Below are 25,806 nucleotides of genomic sequence, written 5' to 3'. Positions count from 1 at the left end.
GTTTAGGGAGGCCTAAACCAATTATGGAACTGACGCGGCGTGACGCGACGGCCGCGCTGGCCGCTGTCGGCGCGACCGGCGGCGTCGCCCTCGCCGCGCTTCGAGAGGGAGATCGCGCCGAAGACGAGGGCACGCTGGACGAGGAGTCGGTCCGCGCGTCGATGGTCGCGGTCGCGACGGTCGTCTACCCGAGTGCAGTCGACGGCGTCGAAGCGTTCGTCAACCGCTTCCTCGACGGGCGCCTCACCGGGTCGACGCACGCCGACGGGCTCCACACGGCGGTCAGCGAACTCGACGACGCCGCCCGATCGTGGCACGGCGTGCCGATCGCGGATCTCTCCGAGAGCGACTGCGATCGGCTCCTCCGGGAGGTCGGCGCCGACATCGCAGAGGAGGACCGGGACGGGACGCTCGCGGAGCGGGTTCGGTACTACGTCGTCAATGAGCTCCTGTTGGCGCTGTACGCGTCGCCGACTGGCGGCGAGCTAGTCGGGTTGGAGAACCCGCAGGGACACCCCGGCGGGACCGAGAGCTACCAACGAGGCCCGCGATGAGCGCGGAAAACACCGATCGAACTCCCGTCGCGAACGCGGATGTCTGCGTCGTCGGCGCCGGCCCCGCGGGCGCGCTGGTTGCCGACCGACTGGCCGCCGACCACGAGGTGATCGTGCTCGATGCCGGCCCCCGGTTCGACCCCGCGGACCGGCTCGACCGTCAGGAACGAGCGATCCGGCCGAGTTACGACCGCCCCGATGTCTGGGACGTGGGCGGGGAGCGCGACGCGCACAGCAACGCCGGCGAGCGGTTCTACCCGCTGAACCACGCCCGTGTCAAGGGTATCGGGGGGTCGACACTCCACTGGCAGGGGATGGTGATGCGGCTCCACGAGGACGACTTCGCGTCCGGGACCGAGCGGGGCGTCGGCCCGGATTGGCCGATCGACTACGCCGACCTCCGGCCGTACTACGCCGCGGCCGAGCGGGAACTGGGCGTCGCCGGCGCGTCGGACAACCCCTACGCGCCGCCGCGCGAGGAGCCCCACCCGATGCCCGCGTTCGAGCCCTCCTACAGCGACTCGCTGTTCGCGGAGGCGTGCGAGGAGCTGGAGATCGACATGCACTCGGTGCCGAACGCGCGCAACTCGGAGGCGTACGACGGGCGGTCCGCGTGCGTCGGCTACGGTACCTGCCAGCCCGTCTGTCCGGCGGGCGCGAAGTACGACGCGACGGTCCACATCGAGCGCGCGGAGGAGAAGGGGGCGACCGTTATCGATCGCGCTCCCGTGCAGCGACTGGAGCACGACGCCGATCGCATTACTGCAGCGGTGTACGCGACGCCCGACGGCGAAGAGTACCGACAGGAGGCCGATGCCTTCGTCGTCGCCTGCGGCGGCGTCGAGACGCCGCGGCTCCTCCTGCTCTCGGAGTCGGACGCGTACCCCGACGGGCTGGCGAACTCCAGCGGGGCGGTCGGTAAGTTCTTCATGGACCACCTGTTCGCCGGCGTCGGCGGTACCCTCGACGAGCCGACCCGACAGAACCACGTCGGCTTCTACACCAGCGCCTGCGACCAGTTCTACGACGAGGCCGACGAGGAGGTCGGCCCGTTCAAGCTGGAGTTTCTCAACTACGCTGGCCCCTCGCCGGTCGAGGAGGCGCTGACCGGCGACGACTGGGGGGATACCCTCGTAGAGCGGCTCCGCGATGGCTACGGCACCCATGTGGCGATGGGCGGGCTCGTCGAACAGCTCCCTCAGTCGGACAGCTACGTCGGGCTCGACCCCGACCGCACCGACGACCACGGCAACCCCGTCCCCGAGATCCACTGGAGCGTCGGTGACCGCGCGCTCCGAACCATCGAGCGCGCCAACGAGATCCAGCGGTCGGTTCTCGAAGAGTTGGGCGCGGAGATCGAGTGGGTCGCCGGCCCCGACGCGACCGGCCCCGCGTACCACCACATGGGAACCACCCGGATGAGCGCCGATCCCGACGCGGGCGTCGTCGACGCCGACTGCCGCACCCACGATCTGGACAACTGCTGGATCGCGTCCAGTTCGGTGTTTCCCACCAGCGGCGCGATGAACCCCACGCTCACGATCGCTGCACTGGCGCTGCGCGTCGCCGACGACGTTCGAGATCGTCTCTAACAGCTACTTTAGGTAAACCTAAAAACTCAAGTGGGTGGGGCGGCACGTCGGAGGTAATGAGTTCACTCACGGCGCCCGGCGACGAGGCGACCGCCGACGACTCCGTCGATATCGATCCGACCGAGCAGACTGACGATTCGACCGCACGGGCCGACGACACGGAGTACACCTTCGACGACGTGAGCGTCGTGATGGGGACGTACAACGAGGAAGAAGCGATCGGAACCGTCCTCTCCGACATCGACGAGGTCACCGGCGGGCGCGCCGAGATCGTCTGCGTCGACGGCTCCTCGGACCGGACGCCGGAGATCGCCCGCGAGCACGGCGCGCGCGTCGTCGAACAGGAGCCGCAGGGGTACGGTGTCGCCGTCCGCGAGGCGATTTTAACGCCCGACCGCCCGGTCGTCGTCACGACCGACTGCGACGACACCTACCCGATGGAGCAGCTGCCGGAGTTCCTCGAAGCGATCAACGACGGCGCCGACGTCGTCAGCGGCGACCGCCTCTATCACGGCGCAAAGGCGATGCCCGCGTTCAACCGCCTCGGCAACCACGCGTTCGCGGCCATCGCGTCCGTCCTGATGGGCGAGCGCGTCCACGACACCACCACCGGGATGCGCGCCTACCGCCGCGAGGTCGTCGAGGACATCGGATGGACCGAGAACACCGGCCTCTCCGCTGAACTGCTCATCCGTCCGCTGATGCGCGGCCACGACGTGCGCGAGCGACCGATCGACTACGCCGAGCGACTGGGCGAGACGAAGCTCGACCCGATCGAGGGCGGCGTCGCCATCGCGAAGTCGATCGTGACGGTCTGTCTGGAAGAGCAGCTGCGACGGCTCTGAGCACGGAGCCGCCCGGAAATCGGGAGGAGGTTCTTTTCATCGACGACACGGACCACCGGACGCGACGTGGTATTTAAATGGAATTGCGGCAGTGACGGCTATTTATAAATAAACGCGGTGGCGCGTGCCGACGAGCGCCCCGAGGGCGCGAAGTCGCACGCGCGAGGGAGTCGGTCGTCCGGAGTAACACGGAGGGCGACCGACGAGGTTGGGGAGGTGTGAGGTGCGGTCGCTGTGCGGGGCGGGACTCAAAGAGGCAGCCGCGAGGACAACGCAGGCGACGTAAGCACCGAAACGAAGGAGCGCGGGCGACCGAGTGAGGAGCGCAGCGAGCGTGCGTTGTCCTCGCGGCTGGGGCTTTGGAGGTGTTCGCTGCCGATCCGCCGTCAACCACTCATAAACATCCGTCAGCGGTTCACCGCTCCTCGTTCGCCTCGGCGTTCGTCTCGAAGACGACCCACTCCGCGTGGGCGTCCGGGTCGTCGGGTATATACGTCCCTCCCGTCCCGCACTCCGTCACGAGCCGACAGACGGAGCGCTCCGGCGGCCAGACGACCTCGACGCCGTCGCCATCGATGCCCTCGTCCGTCGATCGAACCGTCGCCTCCTGCCGGTAGGTGAACGTCGAGCCCGCGGGGTCGACGAGCGTCACCGTCACGATGACCTCGTCGCCTTCGGGGTCGATCGGGACGGTCGCGTTCGGGTCACCGGCCAGCCGCGCGCCGTCGGGCCCGACCGACCAGTCGACCGCCAGCGAGTCGTCGGGGTCGCTCACGTCGTACTCGGCGTGACCGTCGCCGCGGTCGGTCTCCAGTCGAACGACCGCGCGCTGAACACGGTCGGGGACGCCGACGGTCGTCGACGCGTCGATCCGGGCGCCTTCCCGGACATCGAGCGATTCGAGCTTCGGCGCGACGTGGCGGTTCGGGTTCGGTGTCCACACTCCCCGGTACGCGTAGCGATGAAGCTCGCGATCGGGGTACGCGTCGATCACCGCGAAATCCTCGGCCGGGTCGCGGTTGAGCGCGTACACGACCTCCCCGTCCAGCCCGGGATCGTTCCGGAGCGACTGAAACGGGTGTTGGAGCCACTCGCCGTACGGGGTGGGGACGAACACGAGGTCGTCGTCGAACGACGCGGACTCGATCGGCTCGTAGGCCGCCTCGTACTTGTCGGCGTATGCCGCGTGCCGATCGAGCGGGGCCTCGACCACAGCCGCGGCACCGAGCGCTCCGCCGAAGAGCGCGAGTACCGCGACCGCGACGACGATCGCCTGCGCAGATTCGGGCGTGACCCGAGAGGCGAGCCACACGCGAAGCCGAGAGAGCCCCCGGCCGCCGGCGACGACGGCGACGCCACCGAAGATCGACAGCGGGACGAGGAGATCGAAGTGGTAGAACGGTCCGAAACCCGCGACCAGCCCGTTGGTCGGGTCCGAGAGCGTCGCGAGGAGGTTGTTCGTCCCCCAGAAGAAGAGGTTCCCGACGACGACGGAGACGACGACACCGGCGAGCAGGAGCCCCGCGGTTCGCTCGAAGCGCCGTTCGGTGAGAGGTTCCACGCCGCTGTCCCCCTCCGCCAGCGCGCGTCGCCCCGACAGCCAGCGCCGCGTGGCCAGCCCGCCGCCCGCGAACGCGAGCAGCGTACCGAGCGGTCCGGCGACGACCCAGCGCGTTGCGAGGTACCACAGCGCGTACCCGTTCGAGCGGAGCGCCAGTTCGAGCGTGTACTCCTCGCTGTGTCCGAGGATTCGGCGCTCCCCGAACCCGGGACCGTCCATCGGCGCGAACGCCTCGTACGGGAAGGTGAGGGGCGAGCCGGTCAGCCGGAAGTTGTACGCGAGGGTGACGCCGACGAAAACGGTGCCGAACAGCGCCGTGAACCCGTGGCGACGGACTGTCCCGGGAAGAGAGGGTGACAGAATCTCCACCTCCCGGACCGCGACAGCGACCCGAACCACCGCGTGGAGGATGAACGGCGCCGCGAACAACACCGCCGTGAACGGCCGGGCGAAGAAGGCGAGCCCGATCGCGACGCCCGCGAGCCCGGCGAGCGCGAGCGACCGGTCGCGGACGCCCCGGAGGTACGCAACCGCGAACAGCAGGTTCAGGAGCGTCGTGGGCGCGTACGGGAGAAATACCGAGGAGGTGGCGAGCGCCAGCGGCGAGGCGACGAAGAGGACGGCGGCCGCGAGGCCGACCCGCCGATCGAACGCGGTCGATCCGAGCACGTACACGAGCGCCGCGTTGCCGGCGGCGACGACCGCGAGCGTCGCCCGCGGCTCGCCGAACAGCCACATCGACACGGCGTACATCGCGGCGGGAACGGGGTTGTACTTCGGATAGAGCCGGCCGCCGTCCTCGATAAAGAACCACGGATGGACGGCGTCGGCCAGCGCGCCGGCGTGGATCTCGAGCTGACCGGAGAGCAGCAGCGCGGCCTGCATGAGGTACACCCCCTCGTCGTGGTTGACGGAGTGGTACCGGAACAGCGTCGCAGCGATGACGAAGGTGAAGGCGCCGGTCGCGACGGCGACGAAGGCGGCCGCCAGCGTGAGACGATCTGCGCGAGCGAGCCGGGCGCGGCCGCGGCTCACGAGTCGGCGCGCGAGTCGGCGGGGACGGTGGAGGGCTGAGGGGGACGACACGGGAGTCGACGGGGGAGCCTACACCTCGACGCCGGCCTCACGCATGAGGTCGATCGTCGGTTCGAGGTCGGACAGCTCCGTCAGATCGATATCTGGCACGTCGAGTTCGTCGATCGTCGGCAGGTCGCCGATCGGCTCGACATCGGGGATGAGTGGGTACTCGAACGTCGACCGGGCGAAGTAGTCCTGCGCCTCGGCCGACAGCAGGTGGCGGATGAAGTTCTCTGCGAGCGTCGCGTCGCTCGCCGTGTCGACGACTGCGGCGCCGGCGACGTTGAACACCGCACCGGCGTCGCCGCTGGTGAAGGCGGTGCCGATCGATGCGTCGGGGTTGCCGTCGAGGACGCGCTGGATGTAGTAGTGGTTCGTGAACGCCGCGTCGATCTCTCCGTCAGCGATCGCCTGACAGGCGGCGAACTCGTCGGGATAGCTGCTGATTCCGGCCTCCACCACGGACTCCAGCCACGCCAGCGTCGCCTCCTCGCCCTCGATGAGTCGCATCGCGGTGATGAACGCCTGACAGGAGCCGTAGGAAGGCGCCCAGCCGAGACTCCCGGCGAACTCCTCCGGGTACGCCATGATGTCGTCGGGGAGGTCGTCGTCGGAGAACTCTCCGGTGTTGTACGGAACGGTCCGGGCGCGTCCCGACGTGCCGATCCACTGCTCGGTGCGGAACTCCGACCGAACCATGTCGGTGATTTCCGAGGAGAGCGCTTGGGAACGGCCCTCGCCGGCGAGCGTGCCCAGCGAGCCCGCGTTGACCGAGTAGAACACGTCGGCGGGGGAGCCGTCACCCTCATTGAGAATTTGGTTTACCAGGTCGGTAGAACCAGCGTACCGGACGGTCAGGTCGAAATCGTCGTACTGGTCCTCGATGTACTCAACGAGCTCGCCGACGAGGAACTCGCCGCGGCCGGAGTAGACCGTGAGCTCGCCTTCCAGATCGGGCATCTCGGCCATCGGGATGCCACCGGGGGCTCCGCGACCTTCGCGCCCGGAACCGATCTGTCCGATCGATCCGTCGCCGCCGTCGCCGCCGTCGCCGCCGTCGCTGCTGTTGCCGCTGCCGCCGTCGGTATCGTCACCCGTACACCCGGCAAGGCCGGCGACGCCGAGCGCGCCCGTGGCTGCGAGGAACTGCCGGCGGTCTACGCCGTCTGGTAGGTAGTTGGTCATGTGTTTTAGGCTAACCTAAATAGTCTTAGTGGTGTCGGTTCAGTCGTCCGCAACCGCCGGCGTTCGGCGGAGCGCATCGAGGCAGTCGAGCCAGTCGCGCATGTGTTCGCCGACGTGGGTGAAGAACGCACCGTTCCGGTACTCGTCAAACTCGCTGTCGGTCAGTCGATCGGCCATCGCGTCGTACACCGCGACGTAGTCGTCGGCATCAGCGCCAGCATCGTCGATCAGTTCCCAGAGGTGCTCGTTGAGTTCGAGCCCGGCGACCTCGTTGTGGAGGTCGTCGAACGTCGACCGGGCGGCCTTGTTGTGTTCACACAGCGGGCCGCCGTTGTAGATCCGCTTGCCGAGTACGTCGCAGGCTCGTTTTAAGAACACGCCGCTCCAGATGTCGTCGAATCGCCCGACTTCCCACTCGTTGTCGTCCATCGGGAGCTGGTAGAACGCCGGGATCACCTCGCGGCGGAACGCGAGATTCATCGAGCAGACGGTGAGGTAGTTGTCGCGGGCGGCGACGAAGTCGCTCCCGAAGTCGTCGGCGGTCGTCCGCGTCTGCGCCTGCCCCTCCAGGTCGCCGTCCATCAGGATCCGGACCGCGTCGAGGTCGGGGACGTTCGTCCACAGCCCCTGCGAGGCGACGACCTCGCCGGACTCGACCTCGACAGTACCAGTCTCCACTGTCTCGTTCATCGCGGAATACGGGTAGCCGCGCGGGTAGAGCCCGTGTTCGTCGGCATTCTGGTAGAGGACGTTCACCCACTGCTTGTCGGAGCTGACGCGCTCGATTGCGCCCTCGAACCCGAGGTTCTCCATGTGGCGGCCGAAGTAGTCCTCGTCGTCGTGGGGGAGCGTATCGTCGTCGATGAAGAGCCCGTACTCGAACGACTCGTCGGCCCACATGTACAGCAGGCCGAAGCTGGTCTCGGCGTGGCTCGCAGCCGGAACGACGTGACCGTACTCCGCGACCTCGTTTGCCTCGTACCACTCTTCACGGCGACTGCCGTCGAATACCTTGCCGGAGACGCCGAGGTCGTCGAGCATGGACTGCATCTCGTCGACGTCACAGAAGTCCTCGGTGACGAGCACGAAGTGGAGCCGAGAGACGTCGAACCCGTGCTCCCGGGCGTTCGCGACGTACTCGCGGAGACACTCGTACTCACGGATCGTGGGGACGATCACACAGATGTCCCCGCTGGCGGCGTCTGGACGGCGTTCTTCCATACTGCAAAGTTTTTAGGTTAGCCTAAAAATCTGGCGGTCCGGAATTCGACAACTCGCTCTCTCCGGCCGCGTTCGCTGCCCCGTCTCCGGAGACGGCTTCCGGTCTGGGGTCGCCGTCGCTTGCAGGGCCGGCCGTCGGTGAGAGTCCGAGCGCGAGCGCGGCGACCCCACCGCCCGCGAGCGTGACCGCGTTTTTCAGCGCGTGATCGAGAATCGCCGCCGCGAGCGCCGTCTCGACGGGGAGGCCAGTCGTGCTCACAACAAGTCCGGTGAACGCCGCCTCGTACAGCCCGATCCCGCCCTGCGAGAGCGGGAGCACCTTCGCGAGGTTGCCGACGCTGACCGCGAGCGTGCCGACGACGAGCAGCGTCGGCGTCGGGACGAACACCCCAATTCCGCCCGTGAGCGCCGCGAGCACGAGGACGGCCGTAAGGACGTCGAGCGTCCAGACGACGGCGCTCCAGAGGAACACGGCACCGAGGCGTCGAGGATTGGCAGCGACGACCCGGACCGACGAGCCGAATCTGACGACGGCGTCGACGGCCCGTGAGAGACGTGGATGCTCGGTCTGAGCGCGGAGCGCGGGGCCGAACCGCCGGTCGCTCCGGGCAACAGCGACGGTCGCGACCGAGACGGTCGCGGCGACGGCGGCGATACCGGCCGCGGCCGCGAGCGCAGTCGACGGCGCGACGGTGCCGACCGAGTCGCCAGAGCCGGGCGACCGACCGGTCAGAAGGAGGAACGCGAGCGCGACGCCCCCGAGGACGCCGATCGCCACGAGGTCGAACGCGCGCTCGACAGCGAGCGAGGCGACGCCGGTCGGGTACGGCACGTCGCGCCGGTCCTTGAGCAGGTACGCGCGGACCCCGTCGCCGGCCCGCGCGGGGACGATCAGGTTCGCGGTCTGACTGGCGAATACGGTCGCAGTGAGGAATCCGGTCCGGCAGCGGCGGCCCATGGCCGCGAGCACATCGGCGTACCGGCGCCCACGGACTGGCCACGAAAGGACGTAGACGCCGAGGGCGACGACGAGAAGCGTCGGATCGGCCGCTCCCGCGGCCGCCACGACCGCGTCGGCGTCGAGGGCTCGAACCACGACGACGACGCCGACCGCGAGAACGGCGAGCGTCCCGACGACCGTGAGCCGCTTCCGCGAGAGGCGACCTCGGATCCAGCCTCGAACGCGGCCGCCAGTCATCGGCCCGCGGCCGTTTGACGGCATTCGAGGGGGTGTTCAGCGTGCATACGTTGGTTTAGGTCGGCCTAAATGACTTAACACTGACGGTCCCCCGTCACTTCAAGCGGGAGACTCGGACTGGCATCGGTTGGAACCTCAATCTGCCACCGCCCAACATCGCCGGAAGTCGTTTGTGCATAGAATTCGAAATATAGCACATGACCGATGCCGAGACCGACGCCGACGCCAAGCCCATCCGAATGTGGCTCGTCGAGCGCACCTATTCCGACGACGAGCAGAACATGGTGATCCTCACCTACGCCACAACCGACGGCGAGCGCTATTTCCGGAAGGAGCGTGCGCTCACCTCCTTCACCGACATCCGGGACACCACTGCCGCGGTCGACGCCGACCCGGCGAACGTCGGAGCCGTCAACGATCCGGCCGATAGAGAGCGGTACGCGGTCGAAGCCAAACGGATGGCGGCGGCTCACGCTCCCGACAACGTAATCTGAGATCCGACCGGCGCGACCGCGCTTAAGTCGGTCCGGCGTGAACGGTCTGCCCATGCGTGCCACCCTCGAAACCCTCGCGATCGCGTCGCTTGTCGGGATCGCACAGGGGGCGCTACGTCTCGTCGACCTCGCGGCGATCTTCGCGCTGTCGACGCCGCTCTCCGTCGCGCCGTGGACCGTCGTCACTAGTGTGTACGCACACGGGTCAATCGGCCACTTGCTGGCGAACGCGCTCGCGCTGCTTCTCGTCGGCCCGCTCGTCGAGCGCCGGACCACCCGTCTCCGATTCCACGCGTTCGTGATCGGAACGGGTGCGCTCGCCGGAATCACGCAGGTGACGCTCGGCGGACTGCTCGGCCCCCAGACCGCCGTGTTGGGTCTGAGCGGCGCCGTCTTCGGGCTCGGTGGCTACCTCCTCGCGAGCAACGTCGTGAGCGCGACACTGTTCGACCGGCTGCGGCTCTCCACCCGTGCGCAGTTCGCGCTGTTCGGACTGGCTGCTCTCGTCCTCACCGCGACGACAGCGGCGCCGGGCGTCGCGCTGATCGCTCACGCGACCGGCGCGTTCTGCGGGCTCGTTACCGGGCGCGCGGGATTGCTCGACGTGCAGTGATCTCGCTACGGGCGTGTCAGACCGTGTCCGAGTCGAGCGACGAACGACGGCGACGGCGCTAGCGAGCGCGAAAGAAAACGAAGAGAACGTGTGAACGGACGCCCTAGCGCTTAGTCTTCGAGAACGATCTCGATGCTAACGTCGTTGGGCACCTGGACGCGCATGAGCTGACGGAGCGCGCGTTCGTCGGCGTCGATGTCGATCAGACGCTTGTGGACGCGCATCTCCCAGTGCTCCCACGTCGCCGTCCCCTCACCGTCCGGGGACTTTCGCGACGGGATCTCGAGCGTCTTCGTCGGTAGCGGGATCGGGCCTGACAGGGCAACCCCCGTCGAGTCCGCGATCTCGCGGACGTCGGCGCAGATGTCGTCGAGGTCCTCGGGGCTCGTGCCGGCGAGGCGGACGCGTGCCTGCTGCATCGATTATCGCTCGTTGACTTCGAGCACCTTGCCGGCCGCGATGGTCTGACCCATGTCGCGGATGGCGAAGCTGCCGAGTTCCGGAATCTCGCCGGACGGCTCGATGCTGAGCGGCTTTTGCGGGCGCACGGTGACGACCGCGGCGTCGCCGGACTTGATGAAGTCCGGGTTCTCCTCGGCGACCTCACCCGACGCGGGGTCGATCTTCTGGTTGATCTCCTCGATCGTACAGGCGACCTGCGCCGTGTGGGCGTGGAAGACCGGCGTGTAGCCGGCGGTGATGACGCTGGGGTGCTGCATGACGACGACCTGCGCCTTGAACGTCTCGGCGACGCTCGGCGGGTCGTCGGCGGGACCACAGACGTCACCGCGACGGATGTCGTCCTTGCCGAGACCGCGGACGTTGAATCCGACGTTGTCACCGGGCTCGGCCTTGGGCACTTCCTCGTGGTGCATCTCGACCGTCTTCACTTCGCCGCCCACGTCGGACGGCTGGAAGGAGACGTTGTCGCCGATGTTGAGGATACCGGTCTCGACGCGTCCTACGGGGACAGTCCCGATGCCGGAGATGGTGTAAACGTCCTGGATGGGGAGTCGGAGCGGCGCGTCCGTCGGCGGCTCGGACTCCGGCAGGTCGTTGAGCGACTCCAGCAGGGTGGGGCCGTCGTACCAAGGTGTGTTCTCGGACTCCTCGGAGATGTTGTCGCCCTCGAACGCCGAGATCGGCACGAACGTCGTGTCGTCGGTGGCGAAGCGGACCTGGTTGAGGAGGTCGTTGACTTCCTCGACGACCTGGTCGTACGAGGACTCCTTGTAGTCGACAAGGTCCATCTTGTTGACGCCGATGATGATCTCGTTGATACCCAGCGTGCGGGCCAGGAACACGTGCTCTCGGGTCTGGGGCGCGACGCCGTCGTCGGCCGCGACGACGAGCACCGCGTTGTCGGCCTGGGAGGCGCCCGTGATCATGTTCTTCACGAAGTCACGGTGGCCCGGGCAGTCGACGATGGTGAAGTAGTAGTTGTCCGTGTCGAACTCCTGGTGGGCGATGTCGATCGTGACGCCACGCTCGCGCTCCTCGGCGAGGTTGTCCATCACGTAGGCGAACTCGAAGCCGCCTTTGCCCTTCTCTTCGGCTTCCTCGCGGTGCTGCTCGATTACGTGCTCGGGGACGCTCCCCGTCTCGAAGAGGAGGCGACCCACGAGCGTACTCTTGCCGTGGTCGACGTGGCCGATAATGGCCAGGTTCTGGTGCGGTTTGTCACTCATGGGGTAATCACGCGCTAAGGCGCTCTGTGAGTAAGTTTCGGTAGATTCCACTAAAACGGTTTCGATACGGCCCACAGACAATCGCGACGCCGTCGGGCGATTCTCGACAACGCGGGGCACGGGAGAGCGACACACGGTCCGGTTTCGTGTGCCAGGTCGCGCTGACGCAGCTCGATAGCGAAGCGACCTACTGTAGCCGACCCACGTCTCCGAGCACCGCACTCGCCGTCTCCGGGCCGCCAGCACCCCGTCCGGAAATGTTGAGCCGGCCGGCGTGGGTGGTCTCGATCTGGACGATGTTCTGCGTCCCGGAGACCGCGAGCGTCCCGTTCTCGGGGACGAGCCGGGGCGCGACACGGACGGTCTCCTCGGTCGCCTCGCCGATGAGCCGGACGGTCCGGCCGTCTTCGGCCGCGAGCCGGAGCGCGGAGCCGGGCACGTCGCGGATCCCCTCGACAGCGGCGTCGTCGAGGGAGAATTCTCGGGCGTCGTCCGGGTCGTCGGCCGCGCCGAACGACAGCACGTTCGCGAGGATCACGCACTTGAGCGCCGCGTCGGTACCGTCCACGTCGAAGGAGGGGTCGGCCTCCGCGACGCCGAGATCTTGCGCCTCCGCGAGGACGTGGTCGTAGTCGAGCCCCTCGGCGGCCATCCGGGTGAGGATGAAGTTCGCCGTCCCGTTGAGCACGCCTCGAACCGCGGTGACGTGGCCGGGCTCGATATCCTCGACGGTCGACACCGCGGGAATAGCGCCCCCGACGGTCGCCTCGAACCGGATGTCGCCCGCGCTGTCGGCGACGAGCGCCCGCAGGTCGCCGAACCGCTCCGCGACTGGTCCTTTGTTCGCGAGCACGGCGTGGCGGTCGCGCTCCAAGGCGGTCCGGACGTGCGAGAAACCGGGCTCGGCGTCGCCAAGCGTCGTCGGCGTCGCCTCCACCAGCGCGTCGTAGTCGGCTGCCAGCGCGTCGTCCGGGTCGTCGTCACCGACGATCCCTCGCTCGGCCTTGCGAGCCACGACCGCGTCGGAGTCGACGCCGGCGTCCCGACCGTCAGATCCGTCCGCGACGACCGCGCTCGACGAGTCCGCTACCGCGACGACCTCGTGGCCGTACTCGCCCGCTAGATCGACGACCGAGCGACCGACCGCGCCCGCACCGATAACGGCGAGTTTCACGCCTCCACCCCCGTGAGCGGCTCGACCAGACGGAGGTTCTTCTCAGCGGCCAGTTCCCGGACCGCCGCAAGCGCCGTCTCCGTCTCTCCGGCGCGGGCCTCCAGGCGAAGCCGGGCGCTTGACACCTCCTCGGTCCCCTGTGGTGCCGCCAGCGACACGTCGGCGACGGACGCCGACTCGCAGGCCTCGATCCGCGAGAGCGTGTCCGACAGGTCCGTGTCGATGAGGTGACCGAAGAGAAGTAGCGTCACCTCCTCGGCGTACCGCTCCGTCCCCGCCTGCATCACGTTCACACCCTCGCTCCGGAGGGCCTCGACGATCCCCTCGAAGCGCTCCGGGGTTGCCTCGAAGTCGACCTCGACCGGGATCCGACCACGGGGGGTCTTGTTCCCCCGCTCGTGGTAGATGGAGAGGAGGTTCCCCCCGTTGTCGGCGATCGGGTGGAGCGCGGCGAGCAGCTGTCCGGGCTCGTCGACGAGTTCGAGCCGCACCGTATGCGTCGACGGCGTCGCCGAGGCGTGACCACCGTCTAGCGAGGCGGCACCGTCGACGGACTCACCGTCGCCAGCGTCGTCCCGTTCCTCGGGAGCCCCGTCGCGACCGTCGCTCACGCGGCCACCCCCACACCGGAAACGGTCGCCGTCACGGCGGACGAGGTTCCGAGGGTTCCCGTCGACGGGACGGTCCGGCACGGTCCTGTCGGCGGCGCGGAGCGGCCGCTTGCTGGCTCCGTCGCGATGCGCCGAGCGGGAGTCGTGCCCGTCTGCATACCCGAAACGAGTCGGTGGATCCGGTATAAGCCTTCGGCGATGGCAGGCGTTGCCTCGCTATCGAGCCTGCCAACGCGGCACACGGTTTGGGGCGAATAGCGGGCAGCGCAGAACCGATTGAGGATCGAACAGTAAGTGAGTGAAGGGACAACCGCACAATTATGTGTCGAGGGCGTGTCACGACGGTGTGAAAATCCTCCAGACGGTTCGTCGACAGTTTCGACGCGAGCGCTCCCACGAAACCGCCTCTCTCCCCTCCGAGGTGACGTCGTAAATGGGAGATGACGGACTCACGATCAGCGGTCCGAGCACAGTCCGGGGTGCAGTTCTCATGCTGGTGATCGGACTCGCGGCGACCGGGTACGGCGCGTACGACTACACCCAGCAATCGAACGCCGTGGAAGACGCCGTCGAGGTCGACGCCACGATCACCGATCTCGACATCGAATCGACCTCGGCCGGAAGCAGCACAGACGTGAGCTACCGCCCGACAGTGCGCTTCACCTACGAATACGAAGGGACCGCGTACGCGAGCACGAACGTGTTCCCGTCGACGATTTCGACGAACTACGACACCGAGTCAACGGCCCGTTCGGTGGTCGAAGAATACGCCGTCGACGAGTCCGCCACCGCGTACGTCGATCCGTCGGATCCGGACGCAGGATTCTTGAAACACCGCACGTCGAGTGCGCCGCTGCTCGCGATCACGATCGGGCTCTTCTTCGTGCTCGTCGGCGGTTCGTCGGCGGTCAAGCGGACCCGTGGCTGACGGGGCAGAAAGAGCGAAAGAATCGGGAGAGAGAGACCGCAGAAAACCGCAACCGCGGACCGCGTCGTCGACTTAGAAGTAGTCGATCGACTGCGGCAGTTCCAGCTTCATGCCCTTGCGCTCGCGGATCTCCATAATCTTCTCGCGCTGGAGATTATCGACGAGCACGCGGAAGCCCGCGTTCTCGGTGTTCCACGAGGCGCGGCCTTCAGTGGCCGAGCGGATGTCAGAGGAGAACCCGATCATCTCCTCGACGGGCGCGATGCCCTCGACAACCATGAGGTCGCCCTCCTGATACATGTCGTCGACGCGGCCACGGCGACCCTGAATCTCGCCGGACGCCGCGCCCATGTGCTCCGAGGGAACGTCGATACGAACGTCCTGAATCGGCTCCAGCAGGCGGACCTCGCCGTCGATCAGCGAGCGGTGGACCGCGTTGCGGACCGCGGGAATAACCTGCGCGGGACCGCGGTGGATGGTGTCCTCGTGGAGCTTCGCGTCGTGTAAGCGGAACAGCGACCCCTGAACGGGCTCAGCGGCGAGCGGCCCGTCATCGAGGGCCTCCTGAAGCCCCTCCAAGACGAGCTCCATCGTCTCGTTGAGGTGCTGAATCCCCTTCGTGTCGTCGATGAGGATGTTGGTTCGGTGGATGTCCTCGACGTTCTGGGACGTGTCCTTGTCCATGCCGGCCTCCTGCAGCGCCTCGCGGCGCTCCAGTTCGGGCATGTCCATCGAAACCTCGCCGAGCTGGATGGCGTCAACGATCTCCTGAGCCATCGGCTCGACGGTGAGGTAGAACTTGTTGTGGCGGTTCGGCGACTGCCCCTCAACCTCGCGGGAGGCCTCCTGGGGCTGCTCGCGGAAGACCACGATCGGTTCGCCGGTGATGACCGGAATGCCCTGGTTGTCGCGGATCCGCTGGGTGATCACTTCGAGGTGGAGCTCGCCCTGCCCGCTGATGAGGTGCTCGCCCGTGTCCTCGTTGATCTCGATCTGGATCGTCGGGTCCTCCTTGGCGACCTGCTGGAGCGTCTCGATGAGCTTCGGCAGGTCGTCCATGTTCTGCGCCTCGACGGACTTCGTGATGACCGGCTCGGAGATGTGCTCGATCGACTCGAACGGCGTCATCTCCACGGAAGAGACGGTGGAGCCTGCGATGGCGTCGCGCAGGCCGGTGACGGACGCGATGTTCCCGGCCGGAACGCGGTCCACTTCCTCGCGCTCGGACCCCATGAAGAGCCCAACGCTCTGGATCCGGTTCTTGCCCGCAGTACCGGAGACGTACAGCTCTTGGCCCTTCTCCAGCGTCCCGGAGAAGACGCGGCCCGTCGCGATCTCGCCCGCGTGCGGGTCCATGGAGATGTCGGTGACCATGAAGACGACCTCGCCGTCCTCGTTGACCATCCGCATCGTGTCGGCCAGCTCGCTCTCCGCGTCGCCGCGCCAGATACGCGGGACACGACGGGGCTGGGCGTCGACCGGGTTCGGGAAGTGCTCACAGACCATATCGAGCACGACGTCCGAAAGCGGCGTCCGCTCGTGGAGCTCGTCGCGTTTGTCGTTCTGTTCGAGGTCCATGATGTCGCCGAAGTCCATGCCGGTCCGCTGCATCGACGGCATCGAGACGCCCCACTTGTACAGCGCGGAGCCGAACCCGACCGTTCCGTCCTCGACGGAGACGGTCCAGTCCTCGGGGATGTCGTCCATGTTCTCGGCCATTCCGCGAATGAGCTCGTTGACGTCGGCGATGACGGACATCAGCCGCTCCTGCATCTCCTGTGGCCCCTCCTGAAGCTCGGAGATAAGGCGGTCGACCTTGTTGATGAACAGCGCCGGCTTCACGCCCTCGCGGAGCGCCTGCCGGAGCACCGTCTCGGTCTGGGGCATCGCGCCCTCGACGGCGTCGACGACCACTAAGGCGCCGTCGACCGCGCGCATCGCACGGGTGACATCGCCGCCGAAGTCGACGTGGCCCGGCGTGTCGATGAGGTTGATGAGGTGGTTGGTGTCCTCGTACTCGTGGGTCATCGAAACGTTCGCCGCGTCGATGGTGATGCCGCGCTCCTGCTCGTCCTCCTTCGTGTCCATCGCGAGCTGCTCGCCCGCGGTGTCCTGGGAGATCATGCCGGCACCGGCCAGCAGGTTGTCGGAGAGCGTCGTCTTCCCGTGGTCGACGTGGGCGGCGATGGCGATGTTCCGGATGTTATCCGGCTCATCCATCAGCCGCTCACACTCTTGAACGATCTTCTTTCGTCGGCCCATTATACCGTTTGTTACCGAAAGGAGGGTCAAAAGGGTAGTGTTTCGTCTCGGCCGTTTCGACCGGGTCGGCCCGCGATCGCCGCCGTTTTCGTGTCGATCGGTCGCACGATCAGAAGTATCACGGTCGGAGGTGTCACGATAAAAATAACACGGTCGGTGAGCGCCCCCGTGCGCATCCGCGTCCATTTAAGTGATCCCTCGGAAACAGGAGCGTATGAACGAGACGCTCTCACGGCTCGTCGACAGCGGCGTCGTCGCGGTGCTGCGCGGGGTCGAAGCGGACCAGCTGATCGAGATCACGGAGGCGCTACGCGACGGCGGTGTCACCGCCGTTGAGATCACCGCGGACACGCCGAATGTCGCCGAGAAGCTCAGCGAGGTTGCGGGTTCCTTCGACGACGAGGTCGTCGTGGGCACCGGGACGGTCCTCGACAGCGAGACCGCCAGAACGACGCTGATGGCCGGCGCGGAGTTCGTCGTCTCGCCGAGCCTCCACGAGGACGTGATCGAGACGTGCAACCGCTACGGCGCCGTCAGCGCCCCCGGCGTGATGACGCCGACCGAGGCAATCCGCGGCTACGAGGCCGGTGCCGACTTCGTGAAGGTGTTTCCTGCGAAGACCGTCGGGCCGGCCCACCTCGGCGCGATGAAGGGGCCGCTCGGCCAGATCCCGATGATGCCGACCGGCGGCGTGGGCCCCGACAACGCCGCAGACTACATCGACGCCGGCGCGTTCGCGGTCGGCGCGGGCGGCGCCCTCGTCGACTACGACGCGGCCGCGCGCGGCGACTACGAGTCGATCACCGAGACCGCCCGCCAGTTCGTGCAAGTGGTTGAGGACGCGCGCGGCGACGACTGAAGCGGCGATCTCCTTATAAACGGATAGGACGACAGCAGCGGTGGCGCGCGCCTCCGAGCGCCCACTGGGCGCGAGGAGCGTCGCACGAGGGACGCCGCGAGCGACGCGGGCGACCGAAGGGAGCCCCAAGTGAGCGGCGAGGCTGGAGAGGCGTGAGGTACGGTACTGTGCGGGGCGGGGTGGGATTCAAAGGGGCAGCAGCGAGGCCGGCGCAGGCGACGTAAGCACCGCAGCGAGCAACGCGAGTGAGGAGCGCAACGAGCGTGCGCCGGCCTCGCTGCTGGGGCTTTGGAGGTGTTCCTCGGAGATCTTTCAATCAGTTATAGGCGAGCGGCTGGGGCTTTGGAGACATTCGCCGTCAGAACGAGATCAATTACTTATAAACGGTCGACAGAACCGACCACCGCTTAAAACGCCTCAATAACCACGTTCCGAGCCCGATCCCTCACATGAAGTCCGCGATACCCGACTGCTTGTTGGTGTCGTCCTCGAAGATCGACTCCAGCGACTGGTCTAACACCTTCAACCGCTGTTTCGTGTAGGGCCGGCAGCCGAACCGATCGGCGACCTCGATCGCCGTGTCGACGTACTTGCTCACCGACCCCTCGTGGACGGTGAGGTTCACCCGCCCGCCGCACTCGCGGCAGTCGCCAGATAGCGGCATCCGTCGGTACTTCTCGCCGCAGTCGAGACACCGCGTCTTCTGCCGCGAGAACGCCCGGAGGTTCCCGATGATGTCCGGCAGGAAGTGGTACTCGATCACGCGCTCGGCCACGTCCGTCTCGTCGACCGCGCGCAGCTTCCGGGCCAGCTCCAGCTGGGCGTCCATCTTCTCCATCATGTCGCCGAGCGTCTTGTACGCCGACAGATCGGGTCCCATCGCGATGTCCGTCGTGTCGTGGGTGTGGCCGAACCCGTGGTACTCCTCGTCGGTCCCGAGCGTGTCCTCGCCGATCTGAATCAGGTCCTCGACCGACTCCGGATCGGCCATCTCCAGCGTCGCGTCGTAGAACTCGCGAGGGTACTCCCGCGCGATGTCGACGTTGTGCGCCTCGTCGTCGATCTCCGACGGGTCGATCCGCGAGGACATCACGAGGGGCGCGTCCATACGACCGCCGCGTTGGTCCGGTAAGAACGTCTTCGAGAAGTTGAGAAGTCCGTCCATGAGGAGCATAACGCAATCCTCGTCTCCGTCACACTGAGCGACCAGTAAATCGTTCGCCGCGAGCGTGTGCGTCTCGGCGACTGTGAGATTGTAAGTGTGTTCGATGTCGCTTTCGAGGAAATCGACCGAGGCAACTGTGTCCGCCTCGATCCCCCCGTCCGTCGTCACGTCGACAGTAGCGCCCACCGACATCTCGTGACGAAGAGTTGTCGTCGGGACCGAATCGCCGATCTCCAGTTCGTTTGCAGCGACCTTTTGAACGCCTCCATCCGCGACTCGCAGCATCGTGTGGTCGGGTGTCACGCGAATCGAACGTCCGCGCTGGGTCTCGACCTGGACGAGATGGTCCTGACTCAGGTGTTTCGAGACGGCAGTCACCGGCTGTGTCGACTTGTTTCCGTGTTCGTCGATCGAAGGAACCTCGACGTTGCCATCGAGTTCGTTGACGAGTGTTCCGAAGTCGTCGGTCTGGGGATCATTCAGTCGCTCCTCAACGAATTTCTCGATGGTCTCGCGGTGCCACCCTGCGTCGTCTCGATACTCAATCTCCGTCTCCGGGTGGAAGCAGTTGCGCCGCTTGGCGGCGTGAAAGTACGGATGAGCGTATCCCACGGCGGCCGACGTGAAACCCACCACTCTCCCGACAGTTGCGGCGCTCGTGTGCGGCGCCATCCCGAAGACGAGCTCGCCGACGAGGTCGTCGCGCTCGTTGAACTCGTAGAAGCGGTCGAGCCCGTAGAACTGCTCTAAGAGGTCGTCGACGAAGCCCGCAGTCTTGAGCATGTGCTCGGCAGCGCCGTCGGAGAGGACGATGTCCTGCACCCGAAGCTCCACCAGTTGATCGTCGTGGCGCAGGGGTTCGCCGTCGATATCTGTCTCGTAACCGATCTCTCGGAGGTGGTCGGCGGTGATGTCGAGCTCCTCGGCGCGGACCGACGTGACCGGGAGGTCGGTCATGTCGTACCTGACGGTGCCGTCCTTGAACGATGTGACACCATTTTTCGCGCGGAGGACCCCCTTCTCGATCGGCTCGGGGGTCTTGTTCCGCGAGGTGAGCCCCTGAACGCCCTTCAGAATCTCGAAGGCGGATTCCCGCTCGCCGACGGTCTCCAGCGCGGAGCGGTACGCGTCGTTGAGGTCGACCTCCTGGTAGGTCGCCGCCGTCACCTCCCACTCGCAGCGCGGGCACTCGACGCGGCCGGCCTCGTCGGGCTCGCAGACGGTGCCGCAGTCGCCGCACTCGTAGTGGAGGTCGGTGTGGACCCCGCAGTCCGGGCACTGCGCCCGGTACGTGTGCTCGCCACAGTCGGGGCACACCCGGTCGGAGACCTCCAGGTCCAGCCGCCCTCGGTGGCCCGAGTCGTCCATCGTCCCCGCGGCCTCCGCCACGTCGCGCTGGGGGCCGCCGGCCTCGTTGATCGGGAACAGGGTGTGGACCGCCGGCGAGAGGTCACGGCTCTCCGACTTCTCCGGGCGGCCCATCCGGTTGCCGATCCGGGTCGGCGCCCGCTCGCGAATCTCGAAGGGAGCGACTTCGTTGATGGCTTTCACCGCGTTCTCACCGTCATCCCACTCGCGGGCCGCCGCCGAGAGGTCGTCCGCGCTCCACGTCTTTCGGAGCCCGTCGTCGATTCCGAGCGACCGCGCCAGCGGGCGCCACGTGGGGATCCGGAGCGCGTCCGGCGTCGCGACGTGTTGGACCAGCAGCGACTCCAGCGCGTGCTGCGTCGTCTCCGTGCGCTCGATCGCGAGGACGCCCTCGACCACGTCGCCGGCGGCAACCGCATCTGCGAGCGCCTCGAACGCATCGACCGACACGTCGTGCCAGAGGTACGTGTACTCCGGGTGAAGCGGACAGTCGTACTCGCGCGCCCACGCGAGCGCCTCGTCGACATCGGGGTGTTCAAGGTCGACGTGGGGGTCGTCCCGCATGGCCTGCACGTCGGCACCGGCGGTCTCAAACTCCTGAACCCACCACTCGTAGACGTACGAGGCGGGCGCGAGCGGGTGGTTGTTCTCGACGAACTCGCCGTAGTTGACGAGATACTCGCCGAGATCGAGCACTTTCTCGACGCCGTTCCGGATCTCCTTCGCCTCCTCAGGGTCGTCGATCCGCCGGACCTCGCCGTTCGCGAGTCGCACGGTCGGCCCCTCGATGGAGTCGACGGGGATGACCCCGTGGGCTTTCCCCGGACGCTCCGTCTTGATCTGGGTGCCCGCCGCGAGGAAGTCGTCGACGAGGTGCATGGTCGCCGGGTGGACCCCGCCGGTCGCGAACCCGTGGTTGCGCGCGCGACCGTATCGAAGTCGGAATCCACCCGCCTCACTCGGGTGGGTAAAGACGGGACGGCCTGCGATCAGGTCCCGGAGGAACTTCTGTGAGGACTTCGGACGGAGGGGGCCAGCAGGGCCATCGGTTTCCGAATCGGCATCATCCGCGTCGTCCCCGTCGCTCTCGTTGCCCGCGGTGTCCTCGCTGTCGTCGTCTCCCTCTGCGCCGGCATTCTCGGGAGCCTCGTCGCTCGCGCCGCCGCCGTCCTTGCCGATCGTTCCGTCGATCAGATCTTGCAGCCACGGCCAGTCGACCTCGTCGAGGTCGCGGGTGTACCGCTGGATCTTCGGGGCCTTCAGCGCGATCCCTTCGGCGGCCACGAGACACATCCCGCCGCGCGCGGAGTTGGTGTCGACGCGTTCCAGATCGCGGAACCCGGAGACCTCCTCGTCGCCCGTCGCTTCCCCGTCGAGCATGACGGGCATGTGCTGTGCGATGAACTTCGACTCCTTGTCCTTCGGCGAGTACTGGAGGCCTGTCTCCTTGTCGTACAACGAGATCTCCTCGGCGTAGCGCTCGACCTCTACGTCTCGCGGCTTGTACTCGTCGATGTCGAGCAACGATCGGGCGTAGTCGGCGACGAGCACGGACAGCGCCTGCGCGGTCCCGCCCGCAGACCGGATCGGACCGGCGTAGTAGACGTTGACGAATTCGGTGCCGTCGTCGTTTTCCAGCAGCTCGACCCGGTCGATCCCCTCGATCGGCGCGGCGACGACCCCCTCGGTGAGCAGCGCGACCGCGGTCCGGACCGCGCCTTCGACCTTGCCGGCCCGGGAGTCGTAGTCGCCGACGGTCCCCTCGACGAAGTCGGTGACGAGTTCGAGGGCCGCCTCCTCGCGGGACATCTCGCCTTCCAACTCGCGGACGCGCTCCGCGACCCCGTCGATTCCGAGAATGTTCTCGACCCGGTCGGCCATATCGCGGGCGATCGGGATCTCGATCTTCGGTTTCGGGTCGTGACCCTGCTCCTTGGCGGCCTCGGCCACGTCCCACGCCTCGTCGAGCCGGTCTTCGATCTGAGCGAAGTAGCGCTCGTCGTCCGGCCTCATCGCCGCGCGCCCCGCCTCAGAGCCATAAGTCGAGGTCGGTGGCGGCGTCGTGAGAGCGCTCCAGCGGCTCCGCGAACGCCCGGAGGTGGCACTCGCCGGCCCAGACGGTCGCAGAGTCGAGGTGGCCCGCGAGCGCCTGTCCGCTCGGTCGCGACAGCACGACGTGCGTGTGCGCGAACACGTCGCCGTCGAGCAGCGAGACGTTGCCGACGCAGGCCGCGACCTCCAGCGGCTCGTCGAAGGTCACCGACTGATACTCTGTCTCATCCTGGTCGTAGAACCACACCTCCGCGTCCTGTACGGCCCCGAGCGCCGTGAACCAGCCCGCCTCGACGTCCTCCGCGCGGGCGAGGTCCTCGATTTCCTCGCGCCAGTCGGCGCCCGTCTCGAACCGCGCGACGTACTCCGCCGTCGACTCGACTTCCCGATGGTGCATAGGAACCGTCCACGACCGCCGGGGGCAAAAAGCCTTCAGTCGCGTCGGGAGGAGAAATTGATATAGCGAAATCCGATTTAAACACGCGCAACAGGGCTCAACCACGCCCACACAGAATCAACTAGAGACGCGTCAGATACCGAACTGACGAGCGAATAGCTATCTGAGTGCGGAAAACGGGAGAGAACGAAGCCGCGAGATCGGGAGAACCGCTCAGAACGGGGCCTGGGGGCCTTCGTCGTCGCCGCCGTCGTCGGTCGTCTCGCCGGGGAAGGAGGGTGACATGCCGCCGCTGCTGGTGCCGCCGAGGTCGCCGTCGGCGCCGGCGCCCGCGCCCGTGTCGGCGTGGACCGTCTCGATCTCGGGGATCTCCTTGACCATCCGGGACTTGATCGCTTGGATCGTCATGGGAGAGATACCGCAGCCGGAACAGGCGCCACCGAGCTGGACTGTGACCTCGCCGCTCTCGCGGTCGAGGTGGCTGATGGCGGCGCTCCCGCCGTGCATCTGGATCTGCGGGAAGTTGCGTCGCAGGAAGTTCGTGATCCGCTCGCGGAGGTCGTTGTCCGCGTCAGTGGTGTCCGTGCTCATGCTCGCGAATTGGCGTCCGGGCGGCTTATGCCTTTGGTTCGACGGAACGCGATCCGAGAGAACCGGCGCGTTAGGCGGTGAAGCGGACGGAACGCGGTCGTCTCACTCCGGGCGATCGACGCCCAGCGTCCGGTACAGCTCCGACTCGATCCGGTCGACGTACTCGTTGAGCGCCTCCTTGAACAGCTCATCGTCGACGGGAACTGCCCCACGGATGCGCTCGCGGGGGTTCTCGGGGAGTTCGACGCGGAACTCGCCGTCCTCGTAGAACGGTTCGGACTCGTTGAGCACCGTCTGGTCGATTCCGTGGATCAGCTCCGAGTCGTACCGGTCGTTCATCTGGTTGAACGCGTTCTTGTACGCCCGCTGGAGCTCGTTGAAGTAGTGGGCGTACTTGTCCTCGAACTTCTCGGGGTCGAACTCGTCGGCCATACCCGATCCGACGGCGCGGCGGGGAAAAAGCCGGTCGATCGTCGCTCACGGGACCGGAACCGACGGGCGAGGCGGTCGTAGCCGTTGAGCGGGGGATTGGAGCTAGATTGTGTGATTAAATTGTATTCCGCTATATCAAATCGACATCCGGTAGGCGAGTGCGCCCCACCAGCGACCCCACAAGACCCTTCACACGCTGACGGACAGGGCGAGTATGCATCGACGGTCCCTCCTCGTCGGCCTATCCGCCGCCCTCGGGGCGTTCGCCGGCTGCAACACGTCGGGAGGCGGATCGACCGATCCGACGGACTCGCCGAGCGCGATCCGTACCTCGGTGGAGGCCACTACGCCGCCGTCGTGGGATACGGGCGCACGATGTCGAATAGCGCCGCCCTCGTCGAGTTCGACGCACCGCCGGTCTCCGTCGCGCCGACGGACAACGCGACGAGCGAGTCGGACGGAACCGCGGTGACTGTCACCGCAGATGGGTGGCGGGCTGCGTCAAACGGTGACGACGGAGAGCGAGCCAGCCTCACGCTGGAGCGAGCGCAGACGGCGGGCCGCATGCTCATCCCCGAGCAGGTGATGCGGCGACGGAATCGGGGCTACCGAAATCTGCTCGCGTTCACGGACGAAGCAGTCGAGCGGGTAGTCCTCCGCACGGACACGCGAACGGCCGATCAGACCGTTGGCTTCGACAACGAGACGACGCGATTCCGGTACGCCGATCAGGCGTACCGCGTGGCGAGAGGCGAGCCGTGATCGGAGCTAGCGGCTCGCCTCACCGCAGCCGACCGAGCAGCCGGTAGTCGCGGTCCGGCTCGTACCGCCGGAACAGCAGGCTGTTGGCGAGCACGCTCACGCTGGACAGCGTCATCGCCCCGGTGGCCAGCGCGGGCTGGAGCAGCCCGAGCGAAGCGACGGGCGACCGACGAGGGTGGGGAGGTGTGGCGGTGCTGTGCGGGGCGGGGCGGGACTCAAAGGGGCAGCCGTGAGGACAGCGCACTCTCGCTGCGCGCTTCGGTCGTTCGCCTCACTCACTCCCTGCAGTGCTTGCGTCGCCTGCGCTGTCCTCACGGCTGGGGCTTTGGAGGTGTTCACCGTCGATCTGCCGTCAGGAACCGTTTATAAGCGATCGGCTAGGGCTTTAGAGATACTCACCGACAAAAATGACTTATAAACAACCGATCCGTCAGATCACGCCCCCTCCTCCAGCCGCTGGTACCGCTCCCGGAACTGCGACAGGCAGGACGGACAACAGAAGTGGTACACCTCGCCGTCGATCCGCGCCGTCTCGCCTTCGCTGTCGACCGTGTTGGAACACTCCGCGCAGGTCAACGCGAACTCCACGCCCTCGATCGAGGGCGTCCACTCGAACTCGTCGACCAGCGTGACCGTGTAGTCCTCGACGCCGACCCCCTCAAACAGCCCGACCACCCACTCCCGAACGTTCCGGCCCTCGACGCGGGCGTACACGCGGAGGTCGCCCTCAGCCGTGACGAACTGGTGCTCGACGGCGTCGGCGTCGCGGACGCGCTCGCGGGCCGCGTCGAGGGTGTTCGATCCGTCGGTCGATTCGGCGCCAACCGGCAGCTCCACGTCCACCAGAACGGGAACCCCGGCGCGGAGCTTCGTCCGATCGACGTCGACCGTGAATCGCTTGATAACGCCGGTCTCCTCCAGCCGGGTGACGCGGTCGGAGACCGCCGGTCCCGACAGCCCAACCCGGTCGCCGATCTCGCTAAATGGGCGCCGGGCGTCCTCAGCCAGAAGCGACAGGATCTCTAAATCCGTCTCGTCGAGGTCGCGCATGTATCCCGGTACGAGACCGATATATAAGACGGTTGGCCGGAGCGGTTCGGATTCCAAAGTCAACTGGGCTCCCGACCCGCGGTCTCGAAGCAGAAAACGACAAATCGCCCCCGGCCCTATTGTCGTA

23 protein-coding genes are annotated in these 25,806 nt (G+C 66.9%); 8 read left to right on the top strand and 15 right to left on the bottom strand.

The annotated features are described in order from the left end of the window. The first annotated feature begins 23 nt into the window (after positions 1-23). From HLAC_RS00840 to HLAC_RS00830, 3 genes are all read left to right on the top strand, one after another. A complete protein-coding gene (locus HLAC_RS00840) occupies positions 24-554 on the top strand; it encodes a gluconate 2-dehydrogenase subunit 3 family protein (protein WP_012659413.1) in 531 nt (176 codons plus the stop codon). Continuing rightward, complete coding sequence (locus tag HLAC_RS00835; RefSeq protein WP_012659412.1) at positions 551-2,146, top strand: GMC family oxidoreductase; 1,596 nt, start codon at positions 551-553, stop codon at positions 2,144-2,146. The genes HLAC_RS00840 and HLAC_RS00835 overlap by 4 nt, the downstream gene beginning before the upstream one ends. A gap of 191 nt (positions 2,147-2,337) precedes the next feature. Beyond that, positions 2,338-2,991, top strand: coding sequence for a dolichyl-phosphate hexose transferase (locus HLAC_RS00830; protein ID WP_237583043.1), 654 nt, complete (start codon positions 2,338-2,340; stop codon positions 2,989-2,991). 415 nt (positions 2,992-3,406) lie between these two features. Here the strand turns inward: HLAC_RS00830 and HLAC_RS00825 are convergent, their stop codons facing one another. Genes HLAC_RS00825 through HLAC_RS00810 form a run of 4 tightly spaced genes read right to left on the bottom strand, consistent with a single transcriptional unit; the run spans position 3,407 to position 9,233 of the window. Continuing rightward, entirely contained in the window at positions 3,407-5,638 is a 2,232-nt protein-coding gene (locus HLAC_RS00825) for a DUF7846 domain-containing protein (RefSeq protein ID WP_141104770.1), read from the bottom strand. 18 nt (positions 5,639-5,656) lie between these two features. After that, positions 5,657-6,814 (bottom strand): extracellular solute-binding protein, encoded by a 1,158-nt coding sequence (locus HLAC_RS00820; RefSeq protein ID WP_012659409.1) that lies wholly within the window; start codon positions 6,812-6,814, stop codon positions 5,657-5,659. Between the two features lie 39 nt (positions 6,815-6,853). Continuing rightward, entirely contained in the window at positions 6,854-8,035 is a 1,182-nt protein-coding gene (locus HLAC_RS00815) for a hypothetical protein (protein ID WP_012659408.1), read from the bottom strand. Between the two features lie 22 nt (positions 8,036-8,057). Further along, positions 8,058-9,233 carry a lysylphosphatidylglycerol synthase transmembrane domain-containing protein gene (locus HLAC_RS00810; protein ID WP_012659407.1) on the bottom strand — a complete coding sequence of 392 codons (1,176 nt, stop codon included), beginning with the start codon at positions 9,231-9,233 and terminating at the stop codon, positions 8,058-8,060. A 197-nt stretch (positions 9,234-9,430) separates the two neighbouring features. Between HLAC_RS00810 and HLAC_RS00805 the strand changes: the two genes are divergently transcribed. Both HLAC_RS00805 and HLAC_RS00800 read left to right on the top strand, forming a co-directional pair. Then, a complete protein-coding gene (locus tag HLAC_RS00805) occupies positions 9,431-9,727 on the top strand; it encodes a DUF7967 family protein (protein ID WP_012659406.1) in 297 nt (98 codons plus the stop codon). A gap of 52 nt (positions 9,728-9,779) precedes the next feature. Next, the gene (locus tag HLAC_RS00800; protein WP_012659405.1) at positions 9,780-10,340 is read left to right on the top strand and encodes a rhomboid family intramembrane serine protease; all 561 of its coding nucleotides are present in this window, start codon (positions 9,780-9,782) and stop codon (positions 10,338-10,340) included. 110 nt (positions 10,341-10,450) lie between these two features. Here HLAC_RS00800 and rpsJ read toward each other — a convergent pair whose 3' ends face one another. The 5 genes from rpsJ to HLAC_RS18670 all read right to left on the bottom strand — a co-directional run bounded on the left by rpsJ (position 10,451) and on the right by HLAC_RS18670 (position 13,971). Beyond that, positions 10,451-10,759 carry a 30S ribosomal protein S10 gene (rpsJ, locus tag HLAC_RS00795; protein ID WP_008002209.1) on the bottom strand — a complete coding sequence of 103 codons (309 nt, stop codon included), beginning with the start codon at positions 10,757-10,759 and terminating at the stop codon, positions 10,451-10,453. A 3-nt stretch (positions 10,760-10,762) separates the two neighbouring features. Next, a complete protein-coding gene (tuf, locus tag HLAC_RS00790; protein ID WP_012659404.1) occupies positions 10,763-12,028 on the bottom strand; it encodes a translation elongation factor EF-1 subunit alpha in 1,266 nt (421 codons plus the stop codon). A 187-nt stretch (positions 12,029-12,215) separates the two neighbouring features. Beyond that, positions 12,216-13,202 (bottom strand): homoserine dehydrogenase, encoded by a 987-nt coding sequence (locus HLAC_RS00785; RefSeq protein WP_012659403.1) that lies wholly within the window; start codon positions 13,200-13,202, stop codon positions 12,216-12,218. After that, positions 13,199-13,813: an amino acid-binding protein gene (locus tag HLAC_RS00780; RefSeq protein ID WP_012659402.1), complete on the bottom strand. Its 615-nt coding sequence runs from the start codon at positions 13,811-13,813 to the stop codon at positions 13,199-13,201. Before HLAC_RS00780 ends, HLAC_RS00785 begins: the two co-directional genes overlap by 4 nt. Beyond that, positions 13,810-13,971 carry a hypothetical protein gene (locus HLAC_RS18670; RefSeq protein WP_154018575.1) on the bottom strand — a complete coding sequence of 54 codons (162 nt, stop codon included), beginning with the start codon at positions 13,969-13,971 and terminating at the stop codon, positions 13,810-13,812. Before HLAC_RS18670 ends, HLAC_RS00780 begins: the two co-directional genes overlap by 4 nt. A 275-nt stretch (positions 13,972-14,246) precedes the next feature. Between HLAC_RS18670 and HLAC_RS00775 the strand changes: the two genes are divergently transcribed. Next, complete coding sequence (locus HLAC_RS00775; RefSeq protein ID WP_012659401.1) at positions 14,247-14,741, top strand: DUF3592 domain-containing protein; 495 nt, start codon at positions 14,247-14,249, stop codon at positions 14,739-14,741. Between the two features lie 72 nt (positions 14,742-14,813). Here the strand turns inward: HLAC_RS00775 and HLAC_RS00770 are convergent, their stop codons facing one another. Then, a complete protein-coding gene (locus tag HLAC_RS00770) occupies positions 14,814-17,003 on the bottom strand; it encodes an elongation factor EF-2 (RefSeq protein ID WP_012659400.1) in 2,190 nt (729 codons plus the stop codon). Between the two features lie 214 nt (positions 17,004-17,217). On the opposite strand from HLAC_RS00770, the gene HLAC_RS00765 reads away from it, so the two are divergent. After that, entirely contained in the window at positions 17,218-17,862 is a 645-nt protein-coding gene (locus tag HLAC_RS00765; RefSeq protein WP_012659399.1) for a bifunctional 4-hydroxy-2-oxoglutarate aldolase/2-dehydro-3-deoxy-phosphogluconate aldolase, read from the top strand. 445 nt (positions 17,863-18,307) lie between these two features. Here the strand turns inward: HLAC_RS00765 and HLAC_RS00760 are convergent, their stop codons facing one another. From HLAC_RS00760 to HLAC_RS00745, 4 genes are all read right to left on the bottom strand, one after another. Further along, entirely contained in the window at positions 18,308-22,408 is a 4,101-nt protein-coding gene (locus HLAC_RS00760; RefSeq protein ID WP_012659398.1) for a DNA-directed DNA polymerase II large subunit, read from the bottom strand. Positions 22,409-22,424: 16 nt separating this feature from the next. After that, on the bottom strand, positions 22,425-22,844 hold the full coding sequence (locus tag HLAC_RS00755; RefSeq protein ID WP_012659397.1) for a PPC domain-containing DNA-binding protein: 420 nt from the start codon (positions 22,842-22,844) through the stop codon (positions 22,425-22,427). A 213-nt stretch (positions 22,845-23,057) separates the two neighbouring features. Further along, the gene (locus tag HLAC_RS00750) at positions 23,058-23,435 is read right to left on the bottom strand and encodes a NifU family protein (protein ID WP_012659396.1); all 378 of its coding nucleotides are present in this window, start codon (positions 23,433-23,435) and stop codon (positions 23,058-23,060) included. Positions 23,436-23,537: 102 nt separating this feature from the next. After that, entirely contained in the window at positions 23,538-23,867 is a 330-nt protein-coding gene (locus HLAC_RS00745) for a DUF5783 family protein (RefSeq protein ID WP_012659395.1), read from the bottom strand. Between the two features lie 375 nt (positions 23,868-24,242). On the opposite strand from HLAC_RS00745, the gene HLAC_RS00740 reads away from it, so the two are divergent. Further along, a complete protein-coding gene (locus HLAC_RS00740; protein WP_012659394.1) occupies positions 24,243-24,629 on the top strand; it encodes a hypothetical protein in 387 nt (128 codons plus the stop codon). A 435-nt stretch (positions 24,630-25,064) separates the two neighbouring features. Here the strand turns inward: HLAC_RS00740 and HLAC_RS00735 are convergent, their stop codons facing one another. After that, positions 25,065-25,679, bottom strand: a complete 615-nt coding sequence (locus tag HLAC_RS00735; protein WP_012659393.1) for an AsnC family transcriptional regulator — start codon at positions 25,677-25,679, stop codon at positions 25,065-25,067. Positions 25,680-25,806 lie beyond the last annotated feature (127 nt).

This window comes from Halorubrum lacusprofundi ATCC 49239, assembly GCF_000022205.1.
Classification (GTDB): domain Archaea; phylum Halobacteriota; class Halobacteria; order Halobacteriales; family Haloferacaceae; genus Halorubrum; species Halorubrum lacusprofundi.
Note: the sequence above shows the minus strand (reverse complement) of the source record. Positions and strands in the feature narration are given on the sequence as shown.

Coding starts and splice junctions, on each gene's coding strand:
- rpsJ (WP_008002209.1), bottom strand. CDS start 10,759: ATGCAGCAGGCACGCGTCCGCCTCGCCGGCACGAGCCCCGAGGACCTC.
- HLAC_RS00835 (WP_012659412.1), top strand. CDS start 551: ATGAGCGCGGAAAACACCGATCGAACTCCCGTCGCGAACGCGGATGTC.
- HLAC_RS00820 (WP_012659409.1), bottom strand. CDS start 6,814: ATGACCAACTACCTACCAGACGGCGTAGACCGCCGGCAGTTCCTCGCA.
- HLAC_RS00815 (WP_012659408.1), bottom strand. CDS start 8,035: ATGGAAGAACGCCGTCCAGACGCCGCCAGCGGGGACATCTGTGTGATC.
- HLAC_RS00760 (WP_012659398.1), bottom strand. CDS start 22,408: ATGAGGCCGGACGACGAGCGCTACTTCGCTCAGATCGAAGACCGGCTC.
- tuf (WP_012659404.1), bottom strand. CDS start 12,028: ATGAGTGACAAACCGCACCAGAACCTGGCCATTATCGGCCACGTCGAC.
- HLAC_RS00805 (WP_012659406.1), top strand. CDS start 9,431: ATGACCGATGCCGAGACCGACGCCGACGCCAAGCCCATCCGAATGTGG.
- HLAC_RS00765 (WP_012659399.1), top strand. CDS start 17,218: ATGAACGAGACGCTCTCACGGCTCGTCGACAGCGGCGTCGTCGCGGTG.
- HLAC_RS00830 (WP_237583043.1), top strand. CDS start 2,338: ATGGGGACGTACAACGAGGAAGAAGCGATCGGAACCGTCCTCTCCGAC.
- HLAC_RS00755 (WP_012659397.1), bottom strand. CDS start 22,844: ATGCACCATCGGGAAGTCGAGTCGACGGCGGAGTACGTCGCGCGGTTC.
- HLAC_RS00840 (WP_012659413.1), top strand. CDS start 24: ATGGAACTGACGCGGCGTGACGCGACGGCCGCGCTGGCCGCTGTCGGC.
- HLAC_RS18670 (WP_154018575.1), bottom strand. CDS start 13,971: ATGCAGACGGGCACGACTCCCGCTCGGCGCATCGCGACGGAGCCAGCA.
- HLAC_RS00745 (WP_012659395.1), bottom strand. CDS start 23,867: ATGGCCGACGAGTTCGACCCCGAGAAGTTCGAGGACAAGTACGCCCAC.
- HLAC_RS00800 (WP_012659405.1), top strand. CDS start 9,780: ATGCGTGCCACCCTCGAAACCCTCGCGATCGCGTCGCTTGTCGGGATC.
- HLAC_RS00750 (WP_012659396.1), bottom strand. CDS start 23,435: ATGAGCACGGACACCACTGACGCGGACAACGACCTCCGCGAGCGGATC.
- HLAC_RS00770 (WP_012659400.1), bottom strand. CDS start 17,003: ATGGGCCGACGAAAGAAGATCGTTCAAGAGTGTGAGCGGCTGATGGAT.
- HLAC_RS00735 (WP_012659393.1), bottom strand. CDS start 25,679: ATGCGCGACCTCGACGAGACGGATTTAGAGATCCTGTCGCTTCTGGCT.
- HLAC_RS00810 (WP_012659407.1), bottom strand. CDS start 9,233: ATGACTGGCGGCCGCGTTCGAGGCTGGATCCGAGGTCGCCTCTCGCGG.
- HLAC_RS00775 (WP_012659401.1), top strand. CDS start 14,247: ATGGGAGATGACGGACTCACGATCAGCGGTCCGAGCACAGTCCGGGGT.
- HLAC_RS00740 (WP_012659394.1), top strand. CDS start 24,243: ATGTCGAATAGCGCCGCCCTCGTCGAGTTCGACGCACCGCCGGTCTCC.